The sequence below is a fragment of the Noviherbaspirillum sp. genome (assembly GCF_035627455.1).
Classification (GTDB): domain Bacteria; phylum Pseudomonadota; class Gammaproteobacteria; order Burkholderiales; family Burkholderiaceae_D; genus Noviherbaspirillum.
Genome location: NZ_DASPLS010000101.1, coordinates 21,506 through 34,380, shown reverse-complemented (window position 1 = coordinate 34,380; position 12,875 = coordinate 21,506). Strand labels below are relative to the sequence as shown.

The 12,875-nt window shown below is 63.7% G+C and carries 8 protein-coding genes; 4 read left to right on the top strand and 4 right to left on the bottom strand.

The features are described 5' to 3' along the window. Nucleotides 1-7: 7 nt before the first annotated feature. On the bottom strand, nucleotides 8-2,083 hold the full coding sequence (locus VEC01_RS19575; protein ID WP_324902596.1) for a M3 family metallopeptidase: 2,076 nt from the start codon (nucleotides 2,081-2,083) through the stop codon (nucleotides 8-10). A gap of 3 nt (nucleotides 2,084-2,086) precedes the next feature. Next, a complete protein-coding gene (gene folD / locus VEC01_RS19570; protein WP_324902595.1) occupies nucleotides 2,087-2,932 on the bottom strand; it encodes a bifunctional methylenetetrahydrofolate dehydrogenase/methenyltetrahydrofolate cyclohydrolase FolD in 846 nt (281 codons plus the stop codon). 252 nt (nucleotides 2,933-3,184) lie between these two features. On the opposite strand from folD, the gene aceE reads away from it, so the two are divergent. The 4 genes from aceE to lpdA all read left to right on the top strand — a co-directional run bounded on the left by aceE (nucleotide 3,185) and on the right by lpdA (nucleotide 10,150). Continuing rightward, nucleotides 3,185-5,896, top strand: a complete 2,712-nt coding sequence (gene aceE / locus VEC01_RS19565; RefSeq protein WP_324902594.1) for a pyruvate dehydrogenase (acetyl-transferring), homodimeric type — start codon at nucleotides 3,185-3,187, stop codon at nucleotides 5,894-5,896. A gap of 109 nt (nucleotides 5,897-6,005) precedes the next feature. Then, the gene (gene aceF / locus VEC01_RS19560; protein WP_324902593.1) at nucleotides 6,006-7,646 is read left to right on the top strand and encodes a dihydrolipoyllysine-residue acetyltransferase; all 1,641 of its coding nucleotides are present in this window, start codon (nucleotides 6,006-6,008) and stop codon (nucleotides 7,644-7,646) included. 101 nt (nucleotides 7,647-7,747) lie between these two features. Next, nucleotides 7,748-8,332, top strand: coding sequence for an MFS transporter (locus tag VEC01_RS19555; RefSeq protein WP_324902592.1), 585 nt, complete (start codon nucleotides 7,748-7,750; stop codon nucleotides 8,330-8,332). Nucleotides 8,333-8,359: 27 nt separating this feature from the next. Continuing rightward, nucleotides 8,360-10,150: a dihydrolipoyl dehydrogenase gene (gene lpdA / locus VEC01_RS19550; protein ID WP_324902591.1), complete on the top strand. Its 1,791-nt coding sequence runs from the start codon at nucleotides 8,360-8,362 to the stop codon at nucleotides 10,148-10,150. 248 nt (nucleotides 10,151-10,398) lie between these two features. On the opposite strand, the gene VEC01_RS19545 is transcribed toward lpdA, so the two are convergent. After that, nucleotides 10,399-11,601 carry an acetylornithine transaminase gene (locus VEC01_RS19545; RefSeq protein WP_324902590.1) on the bottom strand — a complete coding sequence of 401 codons (1,203 nt, stop codon included), beginning with the start codon at nucleotides 11,599-11,601 and terminating at the stop codon, nucleotides 10,399-10,401. Between the two features lie 221 nt (nucleotides 11,602-11,822). Next, nucleotides 11,823-12,863, bottom strand: a complete 1,041-nt coding sequence (locus VEC01_RS19540; RefSeq protein ID WP_324902589.1) for a CDP-6-deoxy-delta-3,4-glucoseen reductase — start codon at nucleotides 12,861-12,863, stop codon at nucleotides 11,823-11,825. Between the last annotated feature and the right edge of the window lie 12 nt (nucleotides 12,864-12,875).

The following is a 12,875-nucleotide window of genomic DNA, read 5'->3' as shown; positions in this document are numbered from 1 at the left end:
CCTGATGTCAGGCAGTCATCCCGTTGTGCCGCAACAACGCGTCGATGCTCGGCTCGCGTCCGCGGAAGGCCTTGAACGACTCCAGCGCCGGCCGCGCCCCGCCCATCGAGAGGATCTCGATCAGGAATTTCTGCCCAATGTCCGGCGAAAGCACGTTGCCGCCGGACGCCGCAGCTTCCTCGAAGGCGCTGTACGCGTCGGCCGACAGGACTTCCGCCCATTTATAGCTATAGTAACCTGCCGCATATCCGCCTGCGAAGATGTGGCTGAAGGAATTCTGGAAGCGGTTGAACGGCGGCGGGATCAGGACCGCGACCTTGCGGCGCACATCGTCCAGCACCTCCTGCACCGTTTTCGCGGCAGCCGGATCGTAGTCGTGGTGCAGATGCATGTCGAACAACGCGAATTCCACCTGGCGCAGCGTCTGCAGCCCGGACTGGAAATTCTTGGCGGCGATCATCTTGTCGAACAGTGCGCGCGGCAGCGGTTCGCCGCTGTCCGCATGCGCGGTCATGTGCTGCAGCACATCCCATTCCCAGCAGAAGTTTTCCATGAACTGCGACGGCAGTTCCACCGCATCCCATTCGACGCCGGAGATGCCCGACACGCCCAGTTCGTCCACCTGGGTCAGCATGTGGTGCAGGCCGTGGCCGAACTCATGGAACAGGGTGATCACTTCGTCATGGGTAAACAGCGCCGGCCGCGCCTTTCCGTCCACGACGGCGGGTTCGGAGAAATTGCAGACGAGGTAGGCGACCGGGGTCTGCACGCCGCCGCCGACGCGGCGCCGGCCGCGCGCATCGTCCATCCACGCGCCGCCGCGCTTGCCGCGGCGCGCGTACAGGTCGACGTAGAACTGGCCGATCAGGCGGCCGTCCTTCTCGATGCGGAAGAATTTCACATCCTTGTGCCAGGTCGGCGCGGCGTCCGGCTTGATCTCGACCGAGAACAGCGTCTGCACCACCCGGAACAGGCCCTCCATCACCTTCGGCTCGGGGAAGTACTGCTTCACTTCCTGCTCGGAAAACGCATAGCGCTGCTCGCGCAGTTTTTCCGATGCGTACGCGACGTCCCAGGCCTGCAGCGTGTCCAGGCCGAGTTCCTGCTTCGCGAAGTCGCGCAGTTCGACCAGGTCCTTTTCGGCGAACGGCCGGGCGCGTTCTGCCAGGTCTTCGAGGAAGGCGATCACCTGGTCCGGCGTCTCGGCCATCTTGGGCACCAGCGACACGTCGGCGAAATGCGGGAAGCCGAGCAGCTTGGCTTCCTCGTCGCGCAGCTTCAGGATCTCGACGATGTTCTGCGTGTTGTCCCACTCGGCCTTCGCGCCGAGTTCCGACGCGCGCGTCACGTTCGCGCGGTAGATCATCTCGCGCAGTTCGCGCTTGTCCGCGTATTGCAGGATCGGGAAGTAGGACGGGAAATGCAGCGTGAACTTGAAGCCCGGTTTGCCGTCCTTTTCCGCGGCGGCGCGCGCGGCCTGCTTCACGTCATCCGGCAGGCCGGCGAGGTCGGTTTCATCCTCGATGAACAGGCCGTACTCGTTGGTCGCGTCGAGCACGTTCTCGGAGAATTTCGTCGACAGCGCCGCCTGCTGTTCCTGGATCTCGGCGAAGCGTGCCTTCTTGTCTTCGGCAAGCTCGGCGCCGCCGAGGCGGAAGTCGCGCAGCGCGTTCTCGATGATCTTCTTGCGCGCCGGCGGCAGGCTCTCGTATTCGGCGCTCGCCTTCAATGCCTTGTACTTCTCGAACAGCGCCAGGTTCTGGCCGAGTTCGGTCCAGAATTCCGTGACCTTGGGCAGGTTTTCATTGTAGGCGGCGCGCAGCTCCGGCGTGTCGACCACCGAATTCAGGTGGCCGACCACGCCCCAGGCGCGGCCCAGCTTTTCGGTGGCGTTTTCCAGCGGTTCGACGAAGCTGGCCCAGCTAACTTCGGCGCCCCCGGCCAGCGGCGCTTCCAGCCGCGCCACCACGGCGCGGTTTTCTTCAAGCAGCGCTGTCACCGCCGGCGTCACATGCTCCGGCTTGATGTCGGCAAAACGGGGCAGGTCGGAAAAGTCGAGCAGGGGATTCAGGGAGGATGTCATCAATCAGGTTCTTTCTGCGGCCTCAATAGTGTTGACGAGCAGCATCGTAATCGTCATCGGGCCGACACCGCCCGGTACCGGGGTGATGTGGCCGGCGACCTCCTTCGCATTGGCGAAATCGACGTCGCCGCACAGCTTGCCGTTGTCGTCGCGGTTCATGCCCACGTCGATCACGACCGCGCCGGGCTTGACCATGTCGGCGGTGACGATATTACGTTTGCCGGTGGCGACCACGAGGATATCGGCCTGCCGCGCATGGTGGCCGAGGTCCCGGGTCTTGGAATTGCAGATGGTGACGGTGGCGCCCGCCTGCAAGAGCAGCATTGCCTGCGGCTTGCCGACAATGTTGGAGGCGCCGACCACCACTGCGTGCGCGCCGCGCACCGGGTAATCGATCGATTCGAGCATCTTCATCACGCCGTAAGGCGTGCACGGACGGAACAGCGGCTGGCCGGTCATCAGCAGGCCGGCATTGCTGATGTGGAAGCCGTCGACATCCTTTTCCGGCGCGATCGCCTCGATCACCTTATGAGCATTGATGTGCGCGGGCAAGGGAAGTTGCACCAGGATGCCGTGAATTTTCGGGTCGCGGTTCAGCGCATCGATGCGCGCCAGCAGCGCTTCCTCGGACAGGTTCGCGTCGTACTTGTCCATCACCGAATGGATGCCGTTGTCTTCGCAGGCCTTGACCTTGTTGCGGACATAGACCTGGGAAGCCGGATTGTCGCCGACCAGAATCACGGCCAGGCCGGGCTGCCTGCCTTTCGCGGTCAGCGCGGCGGCGCGCTGGGCCACTTCGGCACGCAGTTGCTTGGAGAGGAGGTTGCCATCGATGAGTTGTGCGGACATGGTTGTTGGATGGGTTGGTAGGGATTAAAACGAGATTATAAGTCGCCATGCCCGCAGGGCCGCAGGCCGGCGCCATTCCGATGCTGCACTGCCGCACGAAATACCGCATTATGAAACGAAATCCCGTAATTTGAAAAGTTGAAAAAGTGCTGATAGAATCTTTTCACCGCGCACCATCCCGACGAATTCTTGTCAAAAAACTTCCGCCCGCGACCCCGGCCGGAACCAGCCTTTAACCTAGGAGACACACCAATGTCCGCCCAGCTCGACCAAGTGTTGGCGCAAGCAGCCAATGATCCCGATGTCATGGAAACGCAGGAATGGCTCGATGCGCTCGAAGCCGTGATCGAAACCGAAGGCCCGGAGCGCGCCCATTACCTGATGGAGCGCATGGTCGACCTGGCCCGCCGCCGCGGCGCCTACATCCCGTTCTCCGCCAATACCGCTTACGTCAACACCATCCCCGCCCACCTCGGCGAACACTGCCCCGGCAACCTGGAATATGAAGAGCGCCTGCGCTCCTGGATGCGCTGGAACGCGATGGCGATGGTGGTCAAGGCCAACCGCGCCGACGGCGACCTCGGCGGCCACATTTCCTCCTTCGCGTCGCTGGCCAACATGCTGGGCATCGGCTTCAACCACTTCTGGCATGCGCCGACCGAAGAGCACGGCGGCGACCTGCTGTACATCCAGGGCCACTCGGCGCCGGGCATTTACGCCCGCGCCTTCCTGGAAGGCCGCATCAGCGAAGAGCAGTTGCTCAATTTCCGCCGCGAAGTCGACGGCAAGGGCCTGTCCTCCTACCCGCATCCGAAGCTGATGCCGGATTTCTGGCAATTCCCGACCGTGTCGATGGGCCTGGGCCCGCTGATGGCGATCTACCAGGCGCGCTTCCTGAAGTACCTGCATGCGCGCGGCATCGCCAAGACCGACAACCGCAAGGTCTGGGCCTTCTGCGGCGACGGCGAGATGGACGAGCCGGAATCGATGGGCGCAATCGGCATGGCCGGCCGCGAACAGCTCGACAACCTGGTGATCGTGGTCAACTGCAACCTGCAGCGCCTCGACGGTCCGGTGCGCGGCAACGGCAAGATCATCCAGGAACTGGAAGCCGACTTCCGCGGCGCCGGCTGGAACGTGGTCAAGGTGATCTGGGGCGGCTACTGGGATGAGCTGCTGGCGCGCGACAAGGAAGGCATCCTGCAGCGCGTGATGATGGAAACCTGCGACGGCGAATACCAGAACTACAAGGCCAAGGACGGCGCCTACGTGCGCAAGCACTTCTTCGGCAAGCATCCGAAGCTGCTGGAAATGGTTTCCAAGATGTCCGACGACGATATCTGGCGCCTGAACCGCGGCGGCCACGATCCGCACAAGATCTACGCCGCGTTCAAGAACGCGCAGGAACACAAGGGTCAGCCGACCGTGCTGCTGGTCAAGACCATCAAGGGCTTCGGCATGGGCAAGTCGGGCGAGGCGCGCAATACCGCCCACCAGACCAAGAAGCTGGACGACGAGGCGATCCGCGAGATGCGCGACCGCTTCAACATTCCGATTCCGGACGACAAGCTGCCGGAAATCCCGTTCTTCAAGCCGTCCGACGACACGCCGGAAATGAAGTACCTGCATGAGCGTCGCAAGGCACTCGGCGGTTACCTGCCGCAGCGCCGCGCGAAAGCCGAAGAAATCCTTCCGGTGCCGGAACTGTCCGCATTCCAGGCAGTGCTCGATCCGACCGCGGAAGGCCGCGAGATCTCCACCACCCAGGCGTATGTGCGCATCATCACCACGCTGCTGCGCGACCCGCACCTGGGCAAGCGCGTGGTGCCGATCCTGGTCGACGAGGCGCGCACTTTCGGCATGGAAGGCCTGTTCCGCCAGATTGGCATCTTCAACCAGCAGGGCCAGCTGTACGAACCGGTCGACAAGGACCAGGTGATGTACTACCGCGAAGACAAGGCCGGCCAGATCCTGCAGGAAGGCATCAATGAAGCGGGCGGCATGAGTTCCTGGATCGCCGCGGCGACGTCGTACTCGACCAACAACCGCGTGATGATTCCGTTCTACATCTACTACTCGATGTTCGGCCTGCAGCGCGTGGGCGATCTCGCGTGGGCGGCGGGCGACATGCGCGCGCGCGGCTTCCTGCTCGGCGGCACCGCCGGCCGTACGACCCTGAACGGCGAAGGCTTGCAGCACGAGGACGGCCACAGCCACATCCTGGCGTCGACGATTCCGAACTGCATTCCGTACGATCCGACTTTTGCGCACGAGGTAGCGGTCATCATTCACGATGGCCTGAGGCGCATGGTCGGAAATCAGGAGGACGTGTTCTACTACATCACCCTGATGAACGAGAACTACGCGCACCCCGGCCTGAAGCCGGGCACCGAACAGGACCTGCTGAAGGGCATGTACCTGCTGCAGGAGGGCGCGGCGCACGAAAGCGACAAGAAGTCCAAGAAGCGCGTGCAGCTGATGGGCTCCGGCACCATCCTGCGCGAAGCGATCGCGGCCGCCGAGCTGCTGAAGAACGACTGGGGCATTGCCGCCGACATCTGGTCCGCGCCGTCCTTCACGCTGCTGGCGCGCGATGGCCAGGATGCGGAGCGCTGGAACCTGCTGCACCCGACCGAGACGCCGCGTGCCGCCCATGTGACGAAGCTGCTGCAGGGCACGACCGGCCCGGTGGTCGCGACTTCCGACTACATGCGTACCTTCGCCGAACAGATCCGCGCCTTCATCCCGAAGGGCCGCAACTACAAGGTGCTGGGCACCGACGGCTTCGGCCGCTCGGACAGCCGCGCGAAACTGCGTGAGTTCTTTGAAGTCAACCGTTACTACGTGACGGTCGCGGCGCTCAAGGCGCTGGCGGAAGACGGCACGATCGAGGCATCGGTGGTGGCGCAGGCGATCGCGAAGTACGGCATCGATGCGGACAAGCCGAATCCGGTGACGTTGTAATTCCAGAGTAAAAACACCTTTGCGCTTCCTCAGTGGTGTTCCCTTCCCCCGGCAGGGGGGAGGGGGGCACGTAGTGGGAGAACAAGAACGAAAGAACGGAGCGAAAGCTATGAGTATGGTGGAAGTCAAAGTCCCGGACATCGGCGATTTCAAGGAAGTGGAAGTCATCGAACTGATGGTCAAGCCGGGCGACACGATCGCGGTCGACCAGTCGCTGATCACGGTGGAATCGGACAAGGCCAGCATGGAGATTCCCTCCAGCCATGCCGGCGTCGTCAAGGAAGTGAAGGTCAAGGTCGGCGAGAAGGTGTCGGAAGGCACGCTGGTCCTGTTGCTGGAGGAGAGCGCAGGCGCGGCCGCACCGGCACCCGCACCGGCAGCGGCGCCCCAGGCAGCTGCGCCGGCGCCCGCCGCGGCACCGGCGCCGGCTGCAGCCGCAGCGGCCGGCCCGTCGCTGATCAATATCGAGGTTCCCGACATCGGCGACTTCAAGGATGTGGAAGTCATCGAGCTGATGGTCAAGCCGGGCGACACCGTCAAGGCCGAGCAGTCGCTGATCACCGTTGAATCCGACAAGGCCAGCATGGAAATTCCGTCCAGCCACGCAGGCGTGGTCAAGGAACTGCTGGTCAACGTCGGCGACAAGGTGTCCAAGGGATCGCTGGTGCTGAAGCTGGAAACCCAGGGCGATGCCGCCGCGGCAGCCCCCGCGCCGGCCGCAGCCGCAGCCGCCCCGGCCGCCTCCGCAGCCGCCGCCGCTGCGCCGGCGCCCGCAAAGGCTGCGCCGACCGCGGCGCTGGAGCCGGCGGTCCCGGCGAACACCAAGGCGCATGCATCGCCGTCGGTACGCAAGTTCGCGCGCGAACTCGGCGTCGACCTCGGCCGCGTGACCGGCTCCGGTCCCAAGGGCCGTATCCTGCATACCGACATCCAGGGTTTCGTGAAGTCCGTAATGGCGGGCAGCACCGCCGCGCCCGCGGCCGCGCCTGTCAAGGGTGGCAGCGGCGCGGGTCTGGACCTGCTGCCGTGGCCGTCGCTCGACTTCTCCAAGTTCGGCGAGACCGAGCTGCAGCCGCTGTCGCGCATCAAGAAGATCAGCGGCCCGAACCTGCACCGCAACTGGGTGATGATCCCGCACGTGACGCAGTTCGACGAAGCGGACGTGACCGACCTGGAAGAATTCCGCAAGGAGTCCAACAACGCGATGGCCAAATCCGGCGTCAAGCTGACCATGCTGGCGTTCGTGATCAAGGCCAGCGTCTCGGCATTGAAGAAGTTCCCGGCCTTCAACTCTTCGCTCGACGAGAAGGGCGAGAACCTGATCCTCAAGAAGTACTACAACATCGGCTTTGCCGCCGATACGCCGCAAGGCCTGGTGGTGCCGGTCGTGAAGAACGCCGACAGGAAGAGCATTTCCGAGATCGCCAAGGAAATGGGCGACCTGTCCGCCGCCGCGCGCGACGGCAAGCTCAAGCCGGCCGACATGCAGGGCGCAACCTTCACCATTTCCTCGCTCGGCGGCATCGGCGGCACCGCGTTTACGCCTATCGTCAATGCTCCGGAAGTCGCGATCCTCGGCCTGTCCAAGTCGAGCATCAAGCCGGTATGGGACGGCAAGCAGTTCGCGCCGCGCCTGATGCTGCCGCTGTCGCTGTCCTATGACCACCGCGTGGTCGATGGTGCGATGGGGGCGCGCTTTGCGGCTTACCTGGCGGAAGTGCTGGGCGACATGCGCAAGACATTGCTCTGATTCCAGCCCGGGAAGCGGGCGCCGCGCTGCCGGGAAAATGCGAAAATCGCTGACTTTTCCCGCAGCGCCCCGCGCTGGCTTCCCATTTACGGAGATCAACAATGACTACCTGCGTCGTCGTCAAGAAGAACAACGAAATCGCCATCGCCTCGGATTCGCTCGTCACTTTCGGCGATACCCGGCTGTCGCATGCGTATGAACTCAACGAAAAGGTATTCCCTGTCGGTGATTCCTACGTGACGCTGGCCGGCACGGCCGCCCACTTCCCGGTCATGCGCAAGCTGTTGACCGGCATGGGCGAGGAGTGCAGGCTGTGCAGCCGCGACGACGTGTTCGAGACCTTCCAGCGGGTGCACGAGATACTGAAGGACAAGTACTTCCTGAACACCAAGGAAGACGAGGACGATCCCTACGAGTCTTCGCAGATCACCGCGCTGATCGCGAATCCGAGCGGGATCTTCGGCGTGTACTCCTACCGCGAGGTATTCAGCTTCGAGCGATTCTGGGGCATCGGCAGCGGGCGCAATTTCGCGCTCGGTGCGATGTACGCGGTGTATGACAGCGACCTGACGGCGCGCCAGATCGCCGAGATCGGCGTGCGTGCGGGCGAGGAATTCGACAAGAGCACATCGGGACCATTCCGGATTTTCAGTTTTCCGATGAGAGATCAAAGCGCCTCTTTGTAGAAGAGGTCAACAATATGGAGCAAGGCTATGAGCGTGGTTGAGGTAAAGGTCCCCGACATCGGCGACTTCAAGGAAGTCGAAGTCATCGAAGTGCTGGTCAAGGCTGGCGATACGATCAAGGCTGACCAGTCGCTGGTCACCGTCGAATCCGACAAGGCGAGCATGGAAATTCCGTCCAGCCATGCGGGCGTGATCAAGGAGCTCAAGGTCAAGCTCGGCGACAAGGTATCGGAAGGCTCGCTGCTGCTGACGCTGGAAGCATCCGGCGCGACCGCCGCCGCCTCCGCGCAGGCATCGGCCGGTTATGGAACCGCCACCTCCGCCGCTGCGGCGGCCGCGCCGGCGCCGGCACCCGCCGCGGTCGTGCCGCAGGCGGCAAGCTACGGCGGCGCCGCCGACATTCAGTGCGACATGCTGGTGCTGGGCGCGGGCCCCGGCGGCTATTCCGCCGCGTTCCGCTCCGCCGACCTCGGCATGAACACGGTGCTGGTGGAAAAATATGCGGCGCTCGGCGGCGTCTGCCTGAATGTCGGCTGCATTCCGTCCAAGGCGCTGCTGCATGTGGCCGCGGTGATCGACGAGGCGGCGGCGATGGCCGCGCACGGTATTTCCTTCGGCAAGCCCGAGATCGATATCGACAAGCTGCGCGACTACAAGGACAAGGTCATCAAGAAGATGACCGGCGGCCTGGCCGGCATGGCCAAGGCGCGCAAGGTGAACGTGGTGCAGGGCGTGGGCCAGTTCCTGAGCCCCAACCACCTGGAAGTGACGGCTGCCGACGGCAGCAAGAAGACGGTGCAGTTCAAGCAGGCGATTATCGCCGCCGGCTCCGCCGTGGTGAAGCTGCCCTTCGTGCCGGAAGATCCGCGCATCGTCGATTCCACCGGCGCGCTCGAGCTGCGCCAGGTGCCCAAGCGCATGCTGGTGATCGGCGGCGGCATCATCGGCCTGGAAATGGCGACGGTGTACTCCACCCTTGGCACGCGCATCGACGTGGTCGAGATGATGGAGGGCCTGATGCAGGGCGCGGACCGCGACATGGTCAAGGTCTGGCAGAAGTTCAACGAGAAGCGTTTCGACAAGGTGATGACCAAGACCAAGACGGTCGCGGTCGAGGCGCTGAAGGAAGGCATCAAGGTCACGTTCGAGGCGGCCGATCCGTCGGCCACCGCGCCCGAGCCGCAGTTGTACGACATGGTGCTGGTGGCGGTGGGCCGCAGCCCGAACGGCAAGAAGATCGCCGCCGACAAGGCCGGCGTGGCCGTCACCGATCGCGGCTTCATCAACGTCGATGCGCAGATGCGCACCAACGTGCCGCACATCTTCGCCATCGGCGACATCATCGGCCAGCCGATGCTGGCGCACAAGGCGGTGCATGAGGCGCACGTTGCCGCGGAAGTCGCTGCGGGGCAGAAGTCCTTCTTCGACGCGCGCGTGATTCCGTCGGTGGCCTACACCGATCCGGAAGTGGCATGGGTCGGCATCACCGAGGATGAAGCCAAGGCCAAGGGCATCAAGCTGGAAAAGGGCCTGTTCCCATGGATGGCGAGCGGCCGCGCGACCGCGAACGGGCGCGACGAGGGCTTCACCAAGCTGCTGTTCGACGCCGAAACCCATCGTATCGTCGGCGGCGGCATCGTCGGCACCCATGCGGGCGACATGATCGGCGAGATCGCGCTGGCCATCGAGATGGGCGCCGATGCGGTGGATATCGGCAAGACCATCCATCCGCATCCGACGCTGGGCGAGACGATCGGCATGGCGGCCGAAGCGTTCGAAGGCGTCTGCACCGACTTGCCGCCGGCGCGCAAGAAGTAAGGCACGCAGCCGGTTGTGCGCAGGGCCATCCCGGTAGTTGCCGGGATGGCCTTTTTGTTTGCCGCATGCGGCTGCGATCGAGCAGCGCATTTCAGCTCACACTAGCGTCCACCACCCTTCGTCGTCCCCGCGAAGGCGGGGACCCATGGTGAGCATGCGCGGCGGCGCAGGGCATTCTTTGTCAGCGAATCGCAGGGGGAAACGCCGCTGCGCTTTCACTCCGGCCCAACACCGGACGGCGGCGAAAATCAGTGGCCCAGCCTGGTCAGCACATCGGACAGCATGGAAATCATCTGGTCGATTTCTTCCGTCGTGACATTCAATGCCGGCATGAAGCGCAGCAGGTCAGGACGCGGCGAGTTCAGCAGCAGGCCGACCGGTTCCATGTCGCGCGCGGTCTCGACGATCTTGGGACCGATTTCCTTGCCGAGCTTGAGCGCGCGCAGCAGCCCTTCGCCGCGCTCGCCCTCGAGGCCGTGCTTGTCGCACAGCTTGAGCAGTTCGGCACGCAGATAGCCGCCAGTGTCCTTCACCGATTGCAGGAAGCCGGGCTTGAGCAATTCGCTCAGCACCGCGATGCCGGCGGCGGTCATCAGCGGGTTGCCGTTGTAGGTGCCGCCCTGTTCGCCCGGTTCGAAGCAGGCGACTTCTTCGCGCGCCAGCAGCGCCGACAACGGCACGCCGCCGCCGATACCCTTGCCGAGGGTCATCATGTCCGGTTCGATGCCCGACAGCTGGTAGGCGAACAGTTCGCCGGTGCGGCCCATGCCGGCCTGCACTTCATCGACGATCAGGAGCAGATTGCGCTGCTTCGTCAGCGCGCGCAGCGCCTGCATGAATTCGCGGGTCGCGGGGATGACGCCGCTTTCGCCCTGTACCGGCTCCAGCATGACCGCGACGGTCTTGTCGGTGATGAGACTTTCGACGCTCGCGATGTCGTTCAGCTCCGCCTTTGCGAAACCCGGCACCTGCGGCGCGAACATCGTGTCCCAGCCCGCCTTGCCGCTGGCCGACATGGTGGCCAGCGTGCGGCCGTGGAAGCCGTGGTTGAAGGTGATGATTTCATGGCGGTTCTCGCCGGCCGCATTCCTGTTCAGCTTGCCCCATTTGCGCGCCAGCTTGATCGCGCCCTCATTCGCTTCCGCGCCGCTGTTGGCGAAGAACACGCGGTCGAAGCAGGAATTCGCGGTGAGCATCGAAGCGAGGATGATCGACGGCTCGTTGTAGAACGCGGGCGACGGATTGATCAGCTTGCCGACCTGAGCGTTCACCGCGTCGGCGATGCATTGCGGCGAATGGCCGAGGCAGTTCACCGCCCAGCCCTGCAGGTAGTCGAGGTAGCGCTTGCCCTTGTGGTCGGTCAGCCACATGCCGCGGCCCTCGGTGAACACCAGCGAAGGCCGGTTGGTGATCTGCATGAGGGCGTTGACGTCGTACTGGTTGAATTCCATGGCGGGCTCCTGGACTGAAACGGGCAAAGATCGAAAAGGGGTAAAGATGGAAAGGGGCAAGGATCAAAAAAAAAGCCACAGGGCAGGCCTGTGGCTTTGTGAGCAGCAAACGCTTACACGCACGGCTTCCCGGGCTGAGGCAGCAGGGCACGGCGTCGCAGGAGTTTGGCTGTCATGTTCATGCGGTCAATATTATGATGTTTTCTGCACTGCGTCAAAAACTATTTCGTTGCCATATCAACAGCAAGATCGGCCTCGGAAGTGAACGCGTCCGCATAGAACTCCTGCTCCGGCAGCTTGCAGCAGGCGACGAAATCGCGCTTGGCGGAATCGACCATCACCGGTGCGCCGCAGGCATAGACCTGCCAGCCGGACAGGTCCGGCAGGTCGTCCATCACCGCGCGGTGCACGAAGCCGGCGCGGCCTTGCCAGTTGTCCTCGGACTTGGCGTCGGACACCACCGGCACATACCTGAAGTTCGGCACGGTGCGCGCCCATTCCTCGCACAGCGCATGCATGTACAGGTCCTTCGGACGGCGGCCGCCCCAGTACAGCACCATCGGCCGTTGCGTCTTCTGGTGGATCGCATGCTCGACGATCGCCTTGATCGGCGCAAAGCCGGTGCCGGAGGCGAGCAGCACCATCGGCTTGTCCGAATCCTCGCGCAGGAAGAAGGTGCCCAGCGGTCCTTCGAAGCGCAGGATGTCGCGCTCCTTCATGTTGTTGAACACATGGTCGGTGAACGCGCCGCCGCTCATGTGGCGGATGTGCAGCGTCAGGTGCTCGTCCAGGTGCGGCGCGTTGGCCATGCTGTAGCTGCGGCGCTTGCCGTCCTTGAGCAGGAACTCGATGTACTGGCCGGCCTTGTACTGCAGCCTTTCGTTGGCAGGCAGCTGCAGCGACACCACCATCACGTCGTCGGCCACCTTGTCCAGCTTCGCCACGCGGGTCGGCAGCTTCTTGATCGGGAACTCGCCGGCGCCGAGCACTTCGCGCGCCTCGATCACGATGTCGGAATGCGGCGTGGCGCAGCAGAACAGCGACAGGCCCTTTTCCTCTTCGGCGACGGGCAGCGCCTTTTCCTGGTGCGCGCGGTGGCTGACGCTGCCTTCCAGCAGCTTGCCCTTGCAGGTGCCGCAGGCGCCATTCTTGCAGCCGTAGGGCAGGCCGACGCCGGCACGGATCGCGGCGGTCAATACGGTTTCGCCTTCATCGCAGCTGAACTGCCTGCCGCTGGGCTGAACGGTTACTTGGAAAGTCATACAATCTCGACG